The organism is Skermanella mucosa (assembly GCF_016765655.2).
Taxonomy (GTDB): Bacteria; Pseudomonadota; Alphaproteobacteria; order Azospirillales; family Azospirillaceae; genus Skermanella; species Skermanella mucosa.
In genome coordinates this window covers 3,274,558-3,294,207 of record NZ_CP086106.1, presented here as the reverse complement: position 1 = coordinate 3,294,207, position 19,650 = coordinate 3,274,558, and the positions used below count along the sequence as shown (strand labels likewise).

Below are 19,650 nucleotides of genomic sequence, written 5' to 3'. Positions count from 1 at the left end.
CGGCCGGCCCTGACAGGCAGGATCCTGCCCGGCAGCCGGCTGTCGGCCGGCAAGACGATGCACCATGTCTTTCGCGATCATGCTCTCGTCCGCCTCGGGAGCGACGTCTTCCTCGCCGTGCTCGGCTGGCCGCCGAGCCTCGAGGCATTCGACCGCTGGATGGCGGACACCCATCCCGGGGCCCGTGTCGGCATCACCGAGTTCGATCACCTGACGTTCGGGCCCCTGGCCGGGATCGTTTTCGATCACTACGACGTGATCTTAAGCGTCCGCTTCGCGTCGGAGGCCGAGGCGCGGGAATTCGAGGCGCGCTGGCCGACGATCGGGCCCGCCGCCCGGCCGTTTGCCGAGCTGTGGCCGGATCCCGGACCGACACCGCGCCGATACGAGCTCTACGAGCCGCACTTCCGGCGCAGGAGGGCCGACTGGAAGCTCCGGCGGGCAGCGCGCGGCGAAGCCGCCGATCCCGGCGAACCCGGACCGGACCCGTCGCCCGGATCCTGAAGCGTCGGGCGCCCGGTGCATCCGACACAGGGCATGGCCGGCCGGGCCCCGCGGCACCTACTCCCGCAGGGCACCCCTGCTTCTTCCGGCGCGGGAGCCGGCGGCGTTCTTCGATGCGATGAACCTGGCTGGCGGCCGGTGACGCCGAACCCGGCGAAGGGCTCGACGCCGCAGGGTGCCGTCGGTCCGTCCTGTCGCCGGAGCGGGGCGCGGCTGCTCTCCCTTCCGCATCGGACAGGGCGGCGTACCCGAAGACGGCGTGATGGCCGCGTCGCCGTGGCCGGGCCGGTGACGTGATCGTCGACCGGCGGAATGCAGGAGTGTTCCCGGCTCTTTGCCTGGACCGCGGGGTATCGCCGCGTCCGGTTCTGACGCGGCGCCGACGATAAGCTCGGCGAAACTTCGGAAGGGGAGCGCGTGATGGATCACGTTCGGCGAACGGAACCGGCCCGGGCGGGCCCTGCGGCCGATCCGGGGGCGGACGAGGGCGTCCCGCCGGAGGGAACGAGCGGGACCCTTGCTCATGCGCACCGGCGGGACGCGGCGCATGGGGCGGAGCTCACACGACCGAGCCCTGTCGTCGCCACCGCCGCCGAACGGCGGGGCTATATCCTTGATCCCGACGACACCAGCCTGACCGGCGGCGTGCGGGTGACACCCGCCGATCTCCTCCGAGCCGCCAGGGAACCGCCGGTGGCTCGCTACACGATCACCGACGACATGACGGAGGATGATATCCACCGGATGTTGTTCGAGGAGGAGTGAACTCCGCGGCCCGGGACGTGTGCGGGCGGGAAGGGATGCGCAGGCATGGTGCCGGCGGGCTTATCGGCCCGGATGCGGTTCGCGACGGCTTTCCATCCCGTCGGCCGGATGACGATGCCGCAGGAGAAGCCCCTGACGCTGCCGACAGGCGTCCGCCGCCCTGGCCGACCCGGGTATTCTCCGGTGGGACGTCGGCGTTCTAGCTTTCCACGGCAGGATGGTAGGCTCCCGCCGTCCTTCCGAACGTCGCGGCGACCGCCTCGTGCGCCGTCGCGACATGTGGCGGAACGGCGAGCCAGTAGCGCCGCCGGGAGCCGTCCGGGAGAATGGCGGGATCCTCCACTTCGACGAAAACGCTGGGGTCTTCCCTCCGGCCGAGGACGTGGAGCCGTCCGAAGCGGTCCTGCTGCACCGGGCGGGAGCAGAGCACCTCGAAGAACCGCGCCGTCCCGAAGGCCTTGATCGCTCCCGTGCGGCGGGGCGCATCGGGTATCCGGGTCAGGTAGCGCGCGAGCAGCCGGTCGCCGGCCCGGGCCGGCAGGAGCCGCAGGACCGCCGCGAGGACGCCCCGGTACCCGAGCCAGTCGAACACGGCGCCGCGGGCATGGCGGCCGGGCCCCGGCGCGCCGTGCTCCGTCGGGAACGTCAGCGGCGCATCGGCGGGAAGCACCACCGCGATGCCGTCGAGCACGCACAGGGCATCCGCCGTCCGGTCGATCATGACGGCGGCGTTCAGGATCTCGGGCAGTTCGGCCTCTGCCCTGTTCTCAACGCCGAGCCGGGCGACCTCCCAGCCCGGCCCGAACCGGGCCACGGCGCGCCCCAGCACGGGGCGGACATCGTGCCAGAACTCGGCGGCACGGGTTCCCTCGCGCTGGATGAGGCGCGCAGTCTCCGCGCGCCTGGCAGGGGCGAGCGCATCCGGGCCGGCACGCCGCGGCGGCGGAGCGGCAGTGTCGACGGAGACCAGGGCCGAGGCCAGCCGATGCTCCACGATGCCGAGAACCGGCTCGCCGCCGCGCAGCGGCACCGGAGCGCCGAGGTCGGCGGCGATCTCGCGACGGCGCCAGCACGGCCAGAGCACGATGCCGAGGAGAACCACGATCACGATCGCCTGGCTTGCCATGGCGGCGACCGCCAGGGCCGCGGTGACCGGTCCCGGCACGAAGGCGAGCGACGGCGGCACGGTCGCACCGAGGCAGAGGAGCAGGCCGGCAAGGCGCCAGCCGATGCCGGGCGTCGCTTCGGTCCGCCTGTTCCCGGTCTGCACCGGCATCAGGGCGATGAAGATCAGCATCGGCAGGGACATCAGGAGAGTGCCGCCATCGAGAACATGGCCGATCCTCTCCTCCGGGCCGGAGAAAGCCGTCGCCGCGAGGGCGGCCGTGACCGCGAACATGAAGCACAGCGCGAACAGATGAACGATCGCCAGGCTTCGCCGCGGGCCGGTGCGCGCGGTCGCGGCGGCGCAGACCACGCTGAACTCGGCGGCGTTGCGGGCGGTCACGACGACGGGAGGCTTCAGGTGGCATGCCGCGTAAAGGCGCCGAACCGCGTCGTCAGGCGCTCCGGCCGTCGATCGGGTGCCGTCCATCAGGAGTGCCAAGGCCGTTCAGTCCAGCACGGGGCGGACGGCCGCGAGGCCCGGGTCGAACTCGCGCTGACGCACGACCCGGTAGGTTCCCTGCGGAAGATCGATGGGCGCGTGCTCCTCGTGGACGAGGCGCGCGCCGTGGAGCCCGACCACGAGATAATCCGGGGTTTCGTCCGGCACGGCGGCGAGGCTCCAGGCGGCGACGTCGGAACCCGGGGCCAGGACGTGCGACCGGGTTCCCCCGCGGCCGGGTGCCACGAGCAGCGGCCGGCCGGCCGGCGGCCGTTTCGGCATGGCGTTCGCCAGCACGGCGTCGACGCGTTCGAGAAGCACGTCACCCTGCAGGAACTGCATTCGGCATCCTTCCCCGGAGTCCTGGCCGATCATCCTACCGCCGGCCGTTTGATCGCCGCGAGGTATCGATCGTATAGGCGGGCCGGAGCAGGCCGGGCCGGCACGGCAGCTGCAAGCTGATGTCGACGTCCTGTGACCAGCCGGCCGGATGCCTGACCGGTCAGGTGCGGCGGGCGGCTCGGGAACGGCGGCGTTCCGCCGGGGCCGGCAAATCCGGCAGTTCGGGTAAGGAAAGCCTGTGGGCAAGGGGAGAGCGGCAGGCGTCGCAGGACAGCCGGACGGGACGTGAGAGCGCCGCCTCGGCGCAGGCCCCACCGGTTTGCCCCGGACGGCGCGGGTTCAACCAAGTTTTCATACTCCCTCCACCATGTTCGGTCGTGTATTGGTTGCTGGTCGAACGGCGACCGGATGCATCCGGCCCGTGAGCCGGCACAGAGAGGAGCGCTGCCATGACCCCGGCCGAAATGGCCGCCGCCCTGGAGGACACCGGCCGCTACCGCGTCTTCGACGTCTACCGCCAAACGGACGGGTACGGCGACCTGCCGCCGGATGCGACGGTCTGCCGGCTGCTCTACGTCGACACGGAGACGACCGGCCTCGAGCACGACGCCGAGATCATCGAACTGGCGGCCGTGCAGGTGGAATACGACCCGTCGACCGGCAGGCTCGGCAGGATCCTGGCCGCCCGTTCGTGGCTGGAGCAGCCGGCCGGCGGCGCCGAAGTGCCGGCGGAAGTGACCGCGCTGACCGGCATCACCACGGACATGGTCGCCGGGCAGCGGATCGACGACGCGACCGTGCTCGACCTGCTGGCCGCCTCGAACCTGGTGGTCTCGCACAACGCGTCCTTCGATCGTCCGAAGCTCGAGGCGCGGCTGCCGGCTTTCGCGGCGAGGCCCTGGGCCTGCACGGCGGCCGAGATCGACTGGAAGGCCGAAGGCATCGGCTCGGCGAAGCTCGATTATGTCGCCTTCCGCATGGGCTTCATCTTCGCCGGAGCACATCGAGGCGAGGTCGATTGCCTGGCGGGCGTCGAGGTTCTGAGCCGGACGCTGCCGGTGACGGGAACGCTCGCGATGGCGAGCCTGCTGGCGCGGGCACGGATGCTGACGTCGAGGGTGTGGGCGATCGGCAGCCCGTTCGACGCCAAGGATGCGCTGAAGCGGCGCGGATACCGGTGGAACGACGGATCGATCCCGGGCAGCGCCAGGGCATGGTTCCGCGACCTGCAGGAGGATGGTGCGGATGCCGAACTGGAGTGGCTGAGGGCGAATGCCGGCTGCACGGGCGTTCCGGTCCGGCTGACGGCGCGGGACCGCCATGCCGCGAGGGCGATGCTGATCCCCTGATCGAGGAGGCAATCGGGCGCGGCGCAATGGTCCCTGCCTGCCGGCGGCCGGAAGCGGCCAATCCTCTTTCTTGTCGTTGCACCCGCCCGGCCACGCCGGTCGGATGAATGGGGGCCGCTTGAACCACTTCGACAGCGACCCTGGATCCATCGGCGGAGCCTCTCCACCCCGGACGTTCGAAGGAGTTCCAGGACCCGGTTCCTGGTCAAGCCATTAACTTCGACTCAACTATTTCTCAGCCATGGTGTCCGTAATGCGTCGTGATACTCAAGATGGCCGCGTCAAGCTGGGGAAACATATGCTTCAGGTACAAAACTATTCCTGGACCGATCTCTTCGATCTGGTAGAAAAGAAGCCCTGGCCCGGCAACCCCTCGCCGTTCGATTCGGTTATCCGGTTCAAGCACCTTGATGATACTGCCTCGTTCGCGGGTCCCGGCATCTATGCTTTGTTCTTCGATGAGGGCCTGATCTATATCGGGAAGTATCGTGGGAGGAAAAACAATCCCTTTTCCGGCGATGTGTCACGGTTCCGGTGGGACAAGCATCTTGGTACCTTCACGATGCGCGGCCGCAACGTATCATTGCCGCCGACCGTGCTCGAGCGGGTACTGGCCACCTTCAGTGGTGACCTGATCGATCAGATCGGCCGGGGCGCTCCCGAGACGATCGAGCGGGATCGCGGTATGGTGGCGGGGTTCAAGCGGGTGCGCTTCGCACTCGAAAACTGGCAGGCGTTTTCCCGGTTGGACAAAGAGACGCTTGCCCGGTTTACGGCCGTCTATGTGCGGGTGCTTCCGAGCCCCGACCTGTCGGCTGGAAACACGGAGGAGATCCGTGCGGCTGTGTCCGCTGCGGAAACGACGCTCATCCGGGAATTTCTTCCGGTTTGTAACAATGAGAGCGACAGAACCTATCCATATGAAGCCATTCCGGCCAGTCTTGTAGACGGTCGCATTCAGGAGGTTTTGCGGAAAGCACTTCTCAGGGGTGAAGATCCGGAGTCCGCGGGACGGTTGAGGCCGGAAGGCGGTCGAGACGGCGGCAATCATCCGTCCTCGGAGGGGATGAGTGTCAGTCCTGACGATTTTGACCGCAATGAGGAGCGTTTCCTTGACGTTCTTGATCCGTGGGCCAGAGGGTTCGTTGGTCAACTGCGCGAGTGTTGCGATACCCGGTCGGATGATTTGGAGGTCTACTTCACGGCGGCGGGAGGGGCCGACTTGCGGATCAGGTACAGCGTGCCGGACCGCAGGGCACGGACTCTGTTGACCATGAAATGGCAGCCGCGGAGCCAGCGGCTGAGGTGCGAGGTTCTTGCCGATGTCGCGGCATGCCGGCAGTGCGGCTTCGGCCCCGACCAGATTGCCTCCTCGACGGACTCGGTAATGCTCAGCCGGCTCGATCTTCATTCCGGTCGCGATCAACTGGATGAGCTGATGGCATTGCTTGACCGAGCCGCACGGGCGCTGACGGTTCCCGTCCTCTGAGCGCCATCAGCGATTTGGCTCATCAACAGGTGCGTCGCCGGCTCTTAACCCGGCATCGTCACGTTAACGGACTGAGATGGCATTTGATGTTCGGGTGGGGCACGGTGGCGGAATGACACGCGTCCTTGATCCTCATCATCGTCACCGCTTCCCAGCCGAAATCATCAGTCACGCCGTTTGACTGTACCACACGTTCTGTCTCAGCTTCCGGGACATCGAGCTCATGCTGGCGGAGCGGGGCGTAGTAGTCTCCTACGAAACGATCCGGCGCTGGTGTCGGAAGTTCGCCCAGACTTTCGCCGACCGACTGCGGCGGCGCCGACCAAGGCCGGGCGATCACTGGCATTTGGATGAGGTGTTCATCCGGATCAACGGCGTCCAGCACTACCTCTGGCGTGCGGTCGATCAGGACGGCGTGGCGCTCGACGTGCTGGTGCAGAGCCGGCGCAACACCAGGGCGGCCAAGCGCTTCTTCAAGAAGCTGCTGAGGGCTTGCGCTATGTGCTGCGGGTGGTGGTCACCGATCAGCTGAAAAGCTACGCCGCGGCCAAGCGCCAGGTCATCCCACACGTTGAACACCGGCAAAGCCGCTACCTGAACAATCGCGCCGAGAACTCGCATCTGCCGACCCGCCAGCGCGAACGGCGGATGAAGCGGTTCAAGTCACCCCGGCAGGCCCAGCAATTCCTGTCCGCCCACGGTCCCATTCTCCAGCACAGCCATCCCCGTCGGCATCTTATGAGTGCTGCCGAGTACCGCGCCTACCGTACCAACGCGTTCGAGGTCTGGAAGCAGGAAACCTGCGTCCGGATGACGGCATAAAGGCCGACTTACCGACCGCTGACGTCTTCGCACGGCAAATCCAAGTTAACGTGACAATGCCATTTCGGTGTCCCCAGCTGCTGGTGCGTGTCCCTAACGTAGGGTAGACTTCCGCGGAACAGTAGTCTGTTTCGCGAGGGGGTGGAAGTGGCTTTCAAGGTGCCATTGGCGAAGGCCAAGGATGCGCTGATCGAGCAGTGGCTCAGGTCGGCGCCGAAGGCCGGCGGGTCGGGTTTACCTGCCCGGCCTTGGGAAACCGAAGGCAGAGCATCGCGGGAAGGTGCAGCTGGGGGGATACAGGTGCCGCCGCGTGAGATCAGCATCGTTCTCGCGCAGCACGTGCTGATGGACGAGTTCAGGACCGGGGAGATAAGCGGAAATGCCCCAACGCGGCGAGAGAGATGTCGGTATCCATTTTGGGCGGATCTCGCCGGCCTGCTGGGAGCGGATAAAGGATCAGCCGGGCGCCATCGTAGAAAAGGCGATTCCGATGCTGGTCGAAGCACGAAGCGCCGGCCGGGACATCCATTACCGGCCGACGCTGAAGGTGGGGGTATCCAAGAAGCTGTGGCTGACGCCTGGGACGGTCGAAATGATCGACCGGATCAGCGCCGTGACCGGACTGCGGCGAACGCCGATAATCCTGGCAGCCCTCGACCTGTATTTCGGCGGCGCTCCAGCAGGGCTGGGCCAAGCAGATGACTGACTGCCCGTTTCGAAAGTAAGGCGCAGGTCTGCAAGCGTCGGCGATGGGGTTGCGGTACGACTGTTCACGAGGGCAATCCTGATGGTGGAGGCTGCCGATGTGGACGCCCGAAGATCGCGCGCCGGTTGGGAATTTTGGCTCCGGCCAAGCCTTGAGCTGTGACCAGTATCGCCTGCTTGAGGCGTTCATTCCGCCTGCGAAGCCGGGCGGGCGGCCTCGAACGATGACATGCGGCAGTTACTGGACGGCCTGTTCTACGTCGTGCGGACCGGCTGCCAGTGGCGGCATTGGCCGCCGCCCAGTTTTCCGCCATGGCCTACGGTGTATCTCTAGTTTCCGCGCTTTCCTGCAGGCCGGCGTCTGGGAGACCATGCGCCATCATCTGCTGACACTGCCGCGGGAGGAGGGTCGGGAGCCAAGCTCGGCGGTGCCCATCCTCGATACACGAACCGTCAGGACGACGGAAAAGGGGGGCCGCGCGGCTACGATGCGGCCAAGAGGATCAAGGGATGGATCGTTGAAGCTCCGCGATCGATGCGTCACGTCGCGGTCGATACCTCCGGCTTCCTGCTCGGTGTTCTCGTCCATGCCGCCAATATCCAGGATGCCGACAACGCCGGCGATCTGCTGACGCGGATCAAGGGTCAGTACCGTTGGCTCAAGGCGATCTTCGCCCACAGCATCTCCAACCGACTGCCGGTTCTGCTCGCCTGCTTCCTGCTCGACCTGACACTGATCATCGTCCGCCGGATCGCCGGCACCTCGTTTCGTCGTCGTCCCGCGCCGGTGGGTCGTCGAAAGACCACTCGGTTGGCTTGGGCGATGGCGGCGCCCGTCAAAGGATTACGAGGAACTGCCGGAGGTCTCCGAGGCCATGGTCACCCTCGCCGCCATCCGCATCATGCTGGACCGCCTCGTTAACCCGAACCGAAAGCGCCTGCCTCCTCCCTGACTCTCGTAACGGGCAGTCAGGGGAGCAGCGCTCAACTCACATCTGCAAGAACAAGCGGGAGACCCCTGCGGAGAGCCGCAAGGCCTCCCAAGCTCTCAGAGCCTGTGAATCTTTCGACCCGGCCGGGGCATCCGCCGGCGGACCCGCGGGTGCTGGCGGCGCTGTGGCTCTACGCCACCGTCGAGGGTGTCGGCAGCGCGCGCGAGCTGGCCCGGCTGTACGACGAGCACGCGGCCTACCAGTGGCTGTGCGGCGGCATGAGTGTCAATCACAAGACCCTGGCGGACTTCCGGGTCGGCCATGCCGAGGTGATCGAGCGCCTGCTCACCGAAGGCTTCGCCGCCCTGCGGCATGCCGGCGTTGCCAGCCTGGGCCCGGTCGTCCAGGACGGCATGCGGGTGCGGGCCGGCGCGGGCGCGGCGTCGTTCCGGCGCCCGCCGATCCTGCGCGACTGCCTGCGCGAGGCCGAGGCGGCGGTGGCCCGGCAGCGCCGCGACCTGGCAGCCGGCCCGGCCGCGGCCAGCCGGCGCTGGAAGCCCGCCCGGGCCTCGGCCGAGGCGCCGGAGCGGCTGAGGTCCTCGTCGATCACGACGATGCGCTCGGACGCCCAGCCGAGCTGCCGCGCCCGATCGACCAGGCCATACTGCAGGCGGGTCGATTCCTGATTGTGTCCGACCTGCTGGAAGGTCGACTGGCGGATATAGCAGGCTGCGGAAAAAGGGCTGTGCACGGCCGGGCGGTCGTGATTCTCTTCGGTGGTGGAGACTGCGGCCGGCGAGGGGACGATGCGGGGATTGGACGAACGCAGCGAGGGTCTGTTCAGCTACGTGAGCTGTGAAGCGCGGGTTCCGGCGAGCCATCCGTTGCGGCCGATCCGGGCCATCGTGGACGAGGCGCTGGAGGTAATGTCGCCGGCCTTCGAGGGGCTGTACTCCAGGATTGGGCGACCATCGATCCCGCCGGAGAAGCTGCTGCGGGCGCTGCTGCTGCAGGCCTCTTCGAGGACAGCGCTTGGGGACGCAAGTATCCGGCCATCAGCCCGCGCTGGCGCCGCGCCTGGAACGAGGTGGTGCCGTTCTACGCCTTCCCGGCCGAGGTCCGGCGCATCCTGTACACCACCGACGCCATCGAATCCTTGAATGCCAAGCTCCGCCGGGCCGTTCGCGCCCGAGGTCACTTCCCGACTGACGATGCCGCCCTGAAGCTGATCTTCCTGGTCTTGCACAGGACCGATAAACAGTGGACCATGCCGGCACGCGAATGGGCCATGGCAAAGGCTCAGTTCGCCGTCCTCTTCGGTGAGCGCTTCACAAAGGCATTCGCCTGATCATGCGAAACCGCCCGCCCTCACACGAAATTCCGGTTCTCCCGCACTCTCCGTGGACCTTGTCCTCGGTGTCGTCGATATCCAGCACCACGCGGCGCGGCACCTGGGCGAAGCTGTCGCAGAACAGGTCGATCATCGCCGCCATCATGCGCAGCAGCGCAACCCGCCCCGGCTTGTTCTCCAGCCGCGAGATGGTCGGCTGCGAACACAGATCCCCATCGCTCTCCGGCAATCGGCCGACCGCCATTTTGAAGGCCGGATCGGCGCGCAGCGCGTCGCAGTCGTTGCCGTCCGGATAGCCGCAGGCGATAGCCAAGGCGCGGAAGCGGATCATCTCGGCGTAGCTGTGCGTGACGCGCTCCGGCGCCCGGTCATCGCGCAGGCAACCCGCCAATCGCTCGCTAATCCCGAGGTGCCGGTCAATCCCGCCCAGCAGCAGAACACCGCTGTCAGATGACAACCGGCCGCCGTCCAACGCAGCAACCACCGGTTTGCCGGAAAGGGATGACAAACCGGGATGGAATCTTGTATTGCTCGACACGGCGGGTGCGCCTCCGGGGCTCGTGCGGAAATTGTCTAGACACCAAAATTCTACACGAAACCAATGGCTTGAGCGCGCCCGCTGCGCCTTTTTGACTCACCCGCAATCGCCTCTCCCAAACCCGTCATCAATAATCCGGGCTAGCCTTCTTTATGTACCGAGGCACTTCGCAGCCTGACTATCGATCGGAGATTCTCGATGTACAGCTGTAAAGGCATGAACCATCGGCCGCCGTGCTGATGGCGCCGTGATGCAGGTGGAGTTAACGGTGGACGGGATGTGGATCAGCTTCCAAGCTTGCGCCATGGGTGTGCGGCGCATATCTTGTTAATTCACATTGCAGATTTGCATCAAGCGGTGACCTTCTGTCGGCGCCGATGAAGAGCCACCTAAGAGCTTTATTTCCTTAAAAATTCAGCAGCTTGAGCCGGTCCAGCTCGTGGTCCAAGCTTGGACGCCGATCCACAAATGGTGCCAAACGCCTCGCCGTCGAAGATCACAGTCTGCCTATTGATCTGCTGAATGCTCAAGGCGCTCTTGATGGTCATCGTCTAATCCTCACTAATGTAAAAAAATGGCGATAGATAGTCGGCCCGGTGTCCTGAGCGCAGCGATGGCCGTCATGTTTTGGTAGACGGACTGAGGGGTCGTCGGTCTTTTTGCCGTATCACAGAAAGACCGATGATCTATGCCTGGAAGACTCTAGATCCCGCTCGAGTTTCTGTCGGCGAACAAGCATGATATAAGTCTTTGCATGGCCGGGAGATTAACGCGATCTGAAGATGTGGCGGCCAACGGCGAAACCGCGGCGATCTGGCAAACGATGGGCGGTTGTCGCGAAATGCGCTTGTCCAGGTCACCGCTGCCCCGCAGTCAGGTCACTGTTGCCCCGCAGCCAGGTCACCGCCGCCCCGCAGCCAGGTCGATACCAGCATGGTCAAACGATTGAATTCTCATACGATTTCGCCCCCCAACTCTCTAATCCTAAACTCTGAATCTACCCGCACTTCGTGCGGGCCGTCCGGGAGAGGCGAGAACAGAAATTTGTTCCGAAGGCGGGGCTCCTCGGCGTCGACCGCGATGTCCGTTTGATCACCTCCTTTGCGTGACTAGGTCGACGTCGACGACCTTTTCCGCTCCCAGCGAGATGACCATGATCAGACGCCAGTCACCGCCACCTGTCCAAGCCGTGCCACGGTTCCTCACCGTTGGCGAGACCGCCTCCCTGCTGCGCTGCTCGAGTAGGACCATCCTGCGCCGGATCGCAGCCGGTACGCTGAAAGCCCGGGCCGAGGGGAATCGTTACCTCATCGCACAGACCGATCTCGACGCGTACCTGTCGTGACCACTGCGCAGTCCGGGCCGTGTGGTCCGGATTGTCCTGCCGTGTCCAGCAAAATCATGGACTTCCGTGGCTGGTGTAAAGACGCGGTCGACCCATCCGGATCTTATGGATCGACCCCGTCCTTACCCCGCGACCAACGTGTCCGGTCCTGGTCTTTTTTGTCCTCCTGTGTCCTCCCGATCGGATTGCACCCACATCCACGCCGTCCTGCCGCCGGGTCCTCCACGGCGACAGGCATCACATGAACGCCCACCTGTCCGGACGAAACCGACCATGTCACAGCCGCCCTCGCTCGCCGACCTCGACGTCGTCATCCACATAGCCGGACACGCCGGCGTTCTGTCCAAGGCGACACGGCACGCCGCGCGCAAGGCGTTGGTGCGGGTCAGCGTCGCGGAAGGGCGGGACCTGGCCGATGCTCCTCAGCCCGACGTGCGGCTCCGGCATGCCGCGCTGGCCGGCACGATCAACGCCCGAGCTCTCCGCGACGAGCAGGCGGCCCTGCGCCAAGCCGAGGTGCTGCCTCTGCTGCCCGCCGACCTCGTCGCGCGGATCTCGACGGGCGAGGCCACCCTCGACGACGCGATCGCGGTTGTCATGCGCCAGGAGAGCTGGGGTGCCGAGCGCGTCCGGATCGCCGGCGCTGTCACCCGCCTCGCCGCCATCGCGCTCGCGCGCTTCGGCAGAGCCGACCTGCGCGCCACGGAGTCGGTGGTCGACGACCTCCTGGCGCGGCTTACCCACGGTGACTTCGGCCTCGAGCCGGGCAGTTGGAGCGCGTTCAAGTCGCGGGTCCGCCGCGCGGTCAGGCTGGTCGACGTCCACGCCCGCCAGCGCCTTTCCGAGTCGATGCTGACCGGTCCATGGCGCCTCCTGCTCGGGGCCGTCAAGCGGTCCGGCGACGCGTCGCGCGGCGACGCGTCGCGCGGCGACCTGGCGAAGGTTTGGCCGCTCGTCGCGTTCTGCCACCGCCGTTCGATTCCACCCGAAGCCGTCGATGATGCCGTCATCGGGCGGCTCCGGCAGGAACTGGACGCCAGAAGCCGGAACGCCTTCGACGTCGCCCGCAACGTCGTCTATGGCTGGGAGCGCCTCCAGAAGGCCCATCCAGAGTGGCCGGCCACCCGGCTGTCGCGCCTTTATGCACGGGCCGCGGCGAATGGCGATCTGCGTTTCGAGGACCTTCCGGAGCCGCTGCGGCAGTCGTGGGCCGCATTCATCGCGGAATTCGGAGCACCGCGAGACACCGCCGTTGCATCGCTCGCCGACCTCATCCTCGACGACGACGATGTGCGCCTGGGCACAGCCCCTTCGACCGGTGACAGCCTGTCGGCTGCAAGGCTCCTCAATTTGCGGACGGTGATTGTTCATGCGGCAAATGTCGCAATCGCCCAACTCGGGCTGATGCCGGCGTCCATTGAGGATCTGGTGACGGCCGACATCGCACGCCGTGCCCTGAAGCGCATCGCCAGGCGGCAGGTGCAGACAGCCCGGGACCGGGATGTCGCCGTCAATGCCACGGGCATGAAGAATGGCTACCTGCTCCATGCCGCGACCGGCTTCGTCACCCTCGCGCGGTGCCTGGAGATGGACGACGTGATGGACGATCTGGTGCAGCTTCGCGACGATGTCGATCCCCGCCTGATCAGGCGCAAGATCCAGAGGGACGGATCGATCCGGCGCGAGTATGCGGAAGTGCAGATCGGTCCCCGGCATCGGGAAAGGCTGGCACAGTTCCGAGCCGACACCAAGCTGCTGGCCTGGTTCGAGGTCCTGGACGAGCTCATCCGGCGCTCGGAAACGGTCGCCGCATCCGGCCGACTCCCCACGCTGGAGGATGTCGGTGACATGATCGTCTGCGTGCTCCACGCGATCACCCGGTGCTGTCCGATGCGCCGGCGCAACCTCACGCAACTCCGCATCCTGGGTCCCGACCGCAACCTGGTTCTGCCGCCGAAGCACGGGGTCGGCTACCTCCACGTCGACTGGCAGGAAGTCAAGAACAGGCGAGCCATCGACGTGGAAATCCCGGAGGAGTATGTCCGCGTCCTGCGGCGCTGGATCGACGTCTACCGTCCGGCGTTGATGCGGGCGGTCGGGGCGGACAGTGCCAACCCGTACCTGTTTCCCGCTGCCGGCATGGCGCATCGGGCGCCGACGCTGCTGAACAGCGCTTTCGTCGACCGCAACCGCAAGATCGGCGGGTTCGAGTTGAATCTTCACCTCCAGCGCCATCTGGCCGCCAAGATCGTGCTCGACCAGGAACCGGAATCGATGCCGCTCGTCCAGGAACTGCTGGGTCATAAGAAGGAGCAAACGACGCGGCGTTACTATGCGGAAATCAACAGCATTCTCGTGCAGCGGCGGTACCATGACCTGTTGCTCGGCCGTCTTCGCACATTGCGGTTCCGGAAGGGGATATGATGGGCCGGATCAACACAATCGTGTCCCGGGACCATCTGCTGCGCGACTGCGCGAGCTGGCCGGCCGACCAGCAGGCTCGATGGCTGGCGGCGTTCGACCCGGACGTGGGCAAGGTGCGGTGGGTGCGGCAGACGCAGTACCAGAACGGCCGGGTGTACAGCCGCTATCTCAATTGCGCAGTGCGCAATGGCCTGCCGCCGCGGGTGACGGCGGCGGGCGTAAGGGCTTTCGTCCGTGGCTGTGAGGCAGGGGGAGCGTCGGCGCGGACCGTGTCAGGATATCTCTGGTCTATTTTTAAGGTCATGCGGGTCCTCGATCCGGTCGATCACCTGGACTGGCTGTACCGCTCGTGCCTGGCCGCACAGGAACAGGCAAACCTGACGGTGAAGCGCAAGTCAGCAATTATCGCGCCCGCGGAAGAAATCCTCAACTTCGCGCTGCAGCTAATCGGCGAGGCCCGACAGGCGGGACCTCGGGCCGGCTGGCACGTGGTCCAGGCGTATCGCGACGGGCTGTTCATCGCCGTCGGAATAGCCGGCCCGGAGCGGTTGCGGGCACTGGCGGGCATCCGGATCGCCGACCTGGATACAGAGGTCGGGATCTGGCATGTGCCGCAAGAGCAGCATAAAACGCGCAGAATCGAAGTGCGCACATACCCTGATCTCGTCCTGCGATTGTTGCGGGAGTGGATCGACGTCTGGCGTCCGGTTCACGCCGGCGATCATGACGCCCTGTGGATCGCGAAGGGCGGCGGCCCGGCCGGACAGGACGCCCTCGCGCACGCGATGCGCTCAGCGACGTCACGTGCACCGTGGGGATACCCGATCACGCCACACCGCCTGCGCGATGCCGCCGCGACGCTGCTCGTCCGTGAGTCACCGGCGGTCGCGCGGCTGGCGCAGATCCTGCTCGGGCATCGCAGCGAGGCGACCACGCGCGAGTACACCGAAACCGCGAAGCGGCTTTCGGCATCGCGGGACGTGACGCGTATCATGTCGGCGGCGCACGCCGCGGTCGGCCGCCGCCTGAGGGTGGCCGGTAATCGTGATCGCCGAAGATGCCGGTGAACCTGCCGATTTCCTGCTCGGAATAAATCTGAAATCGAAGGCTCCCTTGCTGACCGCATTCAGCGAAGCGAACCCAAATAGGTGCTATGGCGGTGCGACAGGGCAGGGGAGCCGGCCGGCACTGTCCAGATACCGGACAAGAAAGGAAGATTGGCCCCGCGGTAGATGAGCGGCGGTAACATCGGTGGAGCGGCGGGGGGACCGGCGCGGCCGGACCACCTGCGGCGGGGCAATGCCGGTGATCGACCCAGCAGGCGCGCCGACGGACCCGGATCGGGCCGGCGGCAGCGCCGCCGCTGGGGTGGACGGCGATGGTGGCCCCGCCCAGCGCCGGTGGAGGCGGCGACACGCGCTGGTCCAGAAAAAAACGCCGTCAGCGAACGAGAAATCTTTTAGAAATTTGCGGAATTGTGGAGCAGAGTCCCCCACCCAATAATCGCCTTTCCCGCCGAGACCCGCCATGTTGGCGCCGATGATTCAGGCAACGGCGATGATACACGATGGCGGACCCCCATGTCGTCTCCGCGTTGAAGGACAAGCGGGCTGAGTTGACCGGCCGCATCATCGTGCTTCGCGCCGAGATCGCCGCCCTGGAGCAGGCCGTGAAGACCTGCGACGGCGCCCTGGCGCTGTTCGAAAGGCCTCCGATGACAGTGATCCTGCCTGAGGCAGGAACCGGTCGCTCCGCAAGGTCCTCATCGACGATCTCGACGTCCGACCACCCCAGGGCGCGCAGCCGATCCTTCATGGCGTACTGCAGCGCGCGGCTCTCGCGGTTGTGGGCGACCTGGTGGGGTGAGGATTGACGAACATAGAGTACCGCCTTGCGCCCGAGGTGGTGCGGCTGGATCTTGTCAATCATCGTCGCATTCTCCCCGTGCCCCGCCGGCAGCGTTGCCCGCGGCTTCCTTCATGAGCATGCGCGCCATCAGACGCGCCGCCTTGTCGAGCGTCTCCTTGGGCAGGCTGGTCCGATCGGGTCCCGGGCAGGACGGCGGGAACAAGGTGAGTTGTCGGGTCAAGGAAGGCTGGTTCGCGCGTGGCATCGGCATCTCCTCGGCTCTGATGGGAGGAATGCCTTGCTCCTATCACTGAACGGGCCACCGGCACCCGACCGGTGATGTCCGACAGCAGTGTTTTTAAGTTATCCAGTGCGGCCCGGTTCACCTGTGGCGTCTGTGCAGAATGAAGATGAAGGCATGCGGGTAAGCGTCCGGGCAAAGCCGGCTGTTCACAGGAAACATGATATGGGAAGAGCGGGCTTTCGGAGGCTCCACTGGAGTCCATACGGAGGCCCACAAGGATGCAGCGTGTCGAGATCGTCACCGGGCGGGAGCGCCGCCGGCGGTGGAGCCTGGAGGAGAAAGCGCGGCTGGCCGGGGAGGCATTTGCGCCGGGTGCGATCGTCTCGCATGTGGCGCGGCGCCACGGCGTTGCCGAGAGCTGCCTTTACGCCTGGCGCAAGCAGTTGCACGGCGGGAGAATCGGTGACGCGCGCAGCGGGTGCGGCACGGCGCTGTTGATCCCGGTCATGCTCGATGCTCCGCCGGGGCAGGAACCGGAGCCGCGGTCCGCGGGCATGGCAGCGCGGGCATCGGTCACTTTCTCCGACGGGACGCGCCTGGAGGTCGGAGCCGATTACCCGGCCGGCGCGCTCCAGGCCCTGGTCGCCGCCCTGAGGAGCCGGTCATGATCGCGGTGCCGCAGGGCATGAAGGTCTGGCTCGCGGCCGGGCCGGTAGACATGAGGAAGGGTTTCGACGGGCTGAGCGCCATCGTCCAGGAGCAGTTGGACAAGGACCCGTTCTCCGGCCACCTCTTCGTCTTCCGGGGCCGGCGCGGGGATTTGCTGAAGGTTCTGGCCTGGGACGGGCAAGGGCTGTGCGTCCTGGCTTCATGATGCCTCTCCAAAGCAGGTTTGTCGGTGTTGTTAGGGTACGTGCTTGACCTTGGTCGGCTTACGGGGGCGACGCTGTCGGTCATGGGCCAGGGCGGCGTCCAGGCGAACGAGCCAGAGTTCGCGGTTCACCGCCGTCGCCCTGCGCGCCGGCACCAATCCTTTGTACAGCCACCGGTAGATCGTTCCCTCGGGCACGCCCAAGCGGACCGACAGCTCTGCCACCGTGAACTCGTCCGGCTCGCGCTCCACCACCAGCGTCGGTCGATGTCTACCGTCCGGCAACAGGCCCCGGCGCTGCAACCAGGAGCGCACGCCGCCTTCGGTCACTGAGTGTCCGCGGGGCGACAGCCAGCCCTCGGCTGCCAGCGTCCGGGCGATGGCCGGTGGACGCAGCCCCTCGGCGAACAAAGCTGTGGTCCGGGCAAGAAGCTCATCGTGACCGGCCAGCTGGGTCATGCGCCGCACTGCCCGCCGCAACAGGTGACGGGTCCGGCGGCCACCGGCCCAGTGGCACTCCACTTCCATGTTCTCGGTCTCCCCCTTCACCGTGGCCACCACCCGGTCCAGCATCAGGCGGACGATCTCCTTGCGTTCGGCAGGCGTCGTGCTCGACGCCCGCCAGATCGCCGGCACGTCGGCGGCGAGCCGTTCGATGGCGGCCCGATCCGCCGCGCTCAGCCGGGCCGGCTGACGGGCCAGGAAGCGGGTGTGCTCCTCCTTGATCTGTATTTCGGCTTGCAACGCCGCCTCCCAGCGTCGCTCCAGCGTGCGGGCGACCAGCCGGTTCTCCGGCTCGACCTCGTCGTACTGGCGCTGCGCCCGTTCGGTCTCGTAGCGCGCCTGTTCCAGCCGCAACTCCCACTGCCGATGTTCCCGGGTGCGCTCGATCTCCAGATCCTCGGCCAATTGCAAAGCCACGTCGACCGCGCCGGGCTGTAGTGCCGCCAGGACCAGATCGGCGACAAGAGCGTCCAGGGTCTCACCGGCGAACCCCTGGCAATGCTCCTCTCCACGGTTGATCATCCTGCGAGTGCACTCGTAACGCAAGTTGTGGCCGTTGTTGCGGTAGGTCGTCACCATGCGGGAACCGCAACGGCCGCAGATCAGGATCCCGGTCAGGAGCGACGGTCCGCCCCGCGCGACGCCGATGTGCTTGCTCTGGTTGGCCTTCAACTGGCGCTGGTTCCTCTCGAACATGTCCCAACTGATGTAGGCCGGCCAGCGGTCCTTTATCAGGATCTGCCACTCGCCGGGGCTGGTCGCCCGACTGCGTCCCGACGATCCCGTGGGGGGTGGCCGTTGCCGACCGTAGGCGTAGGCTCCGGCGTAGGCGGGATTGGTCACGAGGTTGAGCACCGCGTTCCGGGTAACCGGCGTCCACACGAGATCGCCCTTGGCCGGCCCGGTCCGCACCCGATCGGGCAACATGAGACCGTGGGCGTGGAAATAACGCACGACGCCGTGGATGCTGCGCCGCTGCTCGAAAACCTCGAATACCAACTGCAAACTCTCGCGCGCCCGCTCATCAGGGTCCTGGATGACCTCGTCCGAGGGTCGTCGTATGAAGCCGCGCGGCATCGGAAACCCGAACTCCCCGCGCTCGGCCTTGTTCCAGCGCCCTTCCTCAAAGCGGGCGCGCATGATGTGCAGTTCCGCTTCGCTCATCGTCCCCTTGAGCCCGAGCAGAAGGCGGTCGTTGTAAAGGCCTGGGTCGTAGACGCCGTCGTTGTCGCCGATCAACGTGCCCGCCAGGGCGCAGATCTCCAGAAGATGATACCAGTCCCGGCAGGAGCGGGCGAGCCGCGAGACTTCGAACCCGAGGATCAGGCCGACGTGCCCGAGCCCGACCTCCGCCACCAGGCGCTGGAAACCAGGCCGTCCGGCGGCGGACGCGGCGGAGCAGCCGAGATCTTCATCGATCACGGTGATCCGGGGCCGAGCCCAACCGAGCGAGCAGGCGCGCTCGACCAGGGCGTACTGGACCGCGGTGGATTCCTTGTTGTGTTCCAACTGCTGCAGCGTCGACTGCCGAACGTAGACGACGGCCTGACGGTCAAGATGCCGGCCCTCGACCTTGCTCGGCAGCATCCCGCTGGTCCGCCTCCAGCGGCTCATGACCGGCCTCCGCCGGATTGCGGCCCTGCGTCATCCGCCAAGCCAACTGCCCCACCAGCACTGCCAGCCTCTGCCGGTGCGTTCGCGGCAGGTCGCTCCAAGTTACCATCTCGGTTGCCGTTGCTGGTTCGGGCATAGTGTCTGGCCACCCATTGCGCCAGCGCCTGCAGGGCCTCTACGCCAACGCCGGGCAATGAATCAAACCAAACCTTCTTTGAAGAGGTTCCTTGTTGTGGGAATGGCCATACCATTGGCATCGGCGTAGAGGATTTTCAGCCTGTCAGATCTCTTGCCGCGGAACAGGAACAGGTGGCCCGAGAATGGATCCTTGCCCAGGCTCTGCTGGACCATCAGGGACAGGCCGTCGAACCCTTTCCTCGGTCCATCCGCATTCCCG

The 19,650-nt window shown here is 66.3% G+C and carries 19 protein-coding genes and 5 pseudogenes; 17 read left to right on the top strand and 7 right to left on the bottom strand.

The window, feature by feature from the left end:
• Positions 1-57: 57 nt before the first annotated feature.
• Positions 58-504, top strand: coding sequence for a hypothetical protein (locus JL100_RS15150; RefSeq protein ID WP_202681580.1), 447 nt, complete (start codon positions 58-60; stop codon positions 502-504).
• Between the two features lie 420 nt (positions 505-924).
• Positions 925-1,269: a hypothetical protein gene (locus JL100_RS15145; protein ID WP_202681581.1), complete on the top strand. Its 345-nt coding sequence runs from the start codon at positions 925-927 to the stop codon at positions 1,267-1,269.
• Between the two features lie 199 nt (positions 1,270-1,468).
• On the opposite strand, the gene JL100_RS15140 is transcribed toward JL100_RS15145, so the two are convergent.
• Both JL100_RS15140 and JL100_RS15135 read right to left on the bottom strand, forming a co-directional pair.
• On the bottom strand, positions 1,469-2,875 hold the full coding sequence (locus JL100_RS15140; RefSeq protein ID WP_202681582.1) for a DUF6745 domain-containing protein: 1,407 nt from the start codon (positions 2,873-2,875) through the stop codon (positions 1,469-1,471).
• Between the two features lie 6 nt (positions 2,876-2,881).
• Positions 2,882-3,217: a hypothetical protein gene (locus JL100_RS15135; RefSeq protein WP_202681609.1), complete on the bottom strand. Its 336-nt coding sequence runs from the start codon at positions 3,215-3,217 to the stop codon at positions 2,882-2,884.
• Between the two features lie 449 nt (positions 3,218-3,666).
• Here JL100_RS15135 and JL100_RS15130 point away from each other — a divergent pair, with 449 nt between their 5' ends.
• The 9 genes and pseudogenes from JL100_RS15130 to JL100_RS15095 all read left to right on the top strand — a co-directional run.
• On the top strand, positions 3,667-4,566 hold the full coding sequence (locus JL100_RS15130; protein ID WP_202681583.1) for a 3'-5' exonuclease: 900 nt from the start codon (positions 3,667-3,669) through the stop codon (positions 4,564-4,566).
• A 253-nt stretch (positions 4,567-4,819) separates the two neighbouring features.
• A complete protein-coding gene (locus JL100_RS15125; RefSeq protein ID WP_202681584.1) occupies positions 4,820-6,055 on the top strand; it encodes a hypothetical protein in 1,236 nt (411 codons plus the stop codon).
• Positions 6,056-6,167: 112 nt separating this feature from the next.
• Positions 6,168-6,877, top strand: a pseudogene (locus tag JL100_RS15120) (IS6 family transposase).
• A 379-nt stretch (positions 6,878-7,256) separates the two neighbouring features.
• Positions 7,257-7,583: a hypothetical protein gene (locus JL100_RS15115; protein WP_202681585.1), complete on the top strand. Its 327-nt coding sequence runs from the start codon at positions 7,257-7,259 to the stop codon at positions 7,581-7,583.
• A 228-nt stretch (positions 7,584-7,811) separates the two neighbouring features.
• On the top strand, positions 7,812-7,916 hold the full coding sequence (locus tag JL100_RS36830; RefSeq protein WP_202681586.1) for a transposase: 105 nt from the start codon (positions 7,812-7,814) through the stop codon (positions 7,914-7,916).
• Between the two features lie 499 nt (positions 7,917-8,415).
• Positions 8,416-8,535: pseudogene (locus tag JL100_RS36825) on the top strand (hypothetical protein); the annotation flags it as partial.
• Between the two features lie 104 nt (positions 8,536-8,639).
• Entirely contained in the window at positions 8,640-9,200 is a 561-nt protein-coding gene (locus tag JL100_RS15105) for a transposase (protein WP_202681587.1), read from the top strand.
• A 120-nt stretch (positions 9,201-9,320) separates the two neighbouring features.
• Positions 9,321-9,530, top strand: a pseudogene (locus JL100_RS15100) (IS5/IS1182 family transposase); the annotation flags it as partial.
• Positions 9,494-9,862: pseudogene (locus JL100_RS15095) on the top strand (transposase); the annotation flags it as partial. The pseudogenes JL100_RS15100 and JL100_RS15095, both read left to right, overlap by 37 nt.
• A gap of 49 nt (positions 9,863-9,911) precedes the next feature.
• Here the strand turns inward: JL100_RS15095 and JL100_RS15090 are convergent.
• Positions 9,912-10,403 (bottom strand): annotated as a pseudogene (locus tag JL100_RS15090) (transposase); the annotation flags it as partial.
• 398 nt (positions 10,404-10,801) lie between these two features.
• Complete coding sequence (locus tag JL100_RS15085; RefSeq protein ID WP_202681589.1) at positions 10,802-10,951, bottom strand: hypothetical protein; 150 nt, start codon at positions 10,949-10,951, stop codon at positions 10,802-10,804.
• Between the two features lie 605 nt (positions 10,952-11,556).
• On the opposite strand from JL100_RS15085, the gene JL100_RS15080 reads away from it, so the two are divergent.
• The 4 genes from JL100_RS15080 (at position 11,557) to JL100_RS15065 (ending at position 16,045) form a co-directional block, all read left to right on the top strand.
• On the top strand, positions 11,557-11,748 hold the full coding sequence (locus JL100_RS15080; RefSeq protein ID WP_202681590.1) for a helix-turn-helix domain-containing protein: 192 nt from the start codon (positions 11,557-11,559) through the stop codon (positions 11,746-11,748).
• 273 nt (positions 11,749-12,021) lie between these two features.
• Positions 12,022-14,172: a site-specific integrase gene (locus JL100_RS15075; RefSeq protein ID WP_202681591.1), complete on the top strand. Its 2,151-nt coding sequence runs from the start codon at positions 12,022-12,024 to the stop codon at positions 14,170-14,172.
• Positions 14,169-15,239, top strand: a complete 1,071-nt coding sequence (locus tag JL100_RS15070; RefSeq protein ID WP_202681592.1) for a site-specific integrase — start codon at positions 14,169-14,171, stop codon at positions 15,237-15,239. The genes JL100_RS15075 and JL100_RS15070 overlap by 4 nt, the downstream gene beginning before the upstream one ends.
• 500 nt (positions 15,240-15,739) lie before the next feature.
• A complete protein-coding gene (locus JL100_RS15065) occupies positions 15,740-16,045 on the top strand; it encodes a hypothetical protein (RefSeq protein WP_202681593.1) in 306 nt (101 codons plus the stop codon).
• Positions 16,046-16,093: 48 nt separating this feature from the next.
• Here JL100_RS15065 and JL100_RS15060 read toward each other — a convergent pair whose 3' ends face one another.
• Complete coding sequence (locus tag JL100_RS15060) at positions 16,094-16,285, bottom strand: hypothetical protein (protein WP_202681594.1); 192 nt, start codon at positions 16,283-16,285, stop codon at positions 16,094-16,096.
• A gap of 257 nt (positions 16,286-16,542) precedes the next feature.
• Here JL100_RS15060 and tnpA point away from each other — a divergent pair, with 257 nt between their 5' ends.
• Both tnpA and tnpB (JL100_RS15050) read left to right on the top strand, forming a co-directional pair.
• Positions 16,543-16,932 carry an IS66-like element accessory protein TnpA gene (gene tnpA / locus JL100_RS15055; protein ID WP_202681595.1) on the top strand — a complete coding sequence of 130 codons (390 nt, stop codon included), beginning with the start codon at positions 16,543-16,545 and terminating at the stop codon, positions 16,930-16,932.
• Positions 16,929-17,138, top strand: coding sequence for an IS66 family insertion sequence element accessory protein TnpB (gene tnpB, locus JL100_RS15050; protein WP_202681596.1), 210 nt, complete (start codon positions 16,929-16,931; stop codon positions 17,136-17,138). Before tnpA ends, tnpB (JL100_RS15050) begins: the two co-directional genes overlap by 4 nt.
• A gap of 30 nt (positions 17,139-17,168) precedes the next feature.
• Here tnpB (JL100_RS15050) and JL100_RS15045 read toward each other — a convergent pair whose 3' ends face one another.
• Together JL100_RS15045 and tnpB (JL100_RS15040) are read right to left on the bottom strand one after the other, a co-directional pair.
• The gene (locus JL100_RS15045; protein ID WP_202681597.1) at positions 17,169-19,253 is read right to left on the bottom strand and encodes a recombinase family protein; all 2,085 of its coding nucleotides are present in this window, start codon (positions 19,251-19,253) and stop codon (positions 17,169-17,171) included.
• A gap of 198 nt (positions 19,254-19,451) precedes the next feature.
• A complete protein-coding gene (tnpB, locus tag JL100_RS15040) occupies positions 19,452-19,604 on the bottom strand; it encodes an IS66 family insertion sequence element accessory protein TnpB (protein ID WP_407696851.1) in 153 nt (50 codons plus the stop codon).
• Positions 19,605-19,650: the final 46 nt, after the last annotated feature.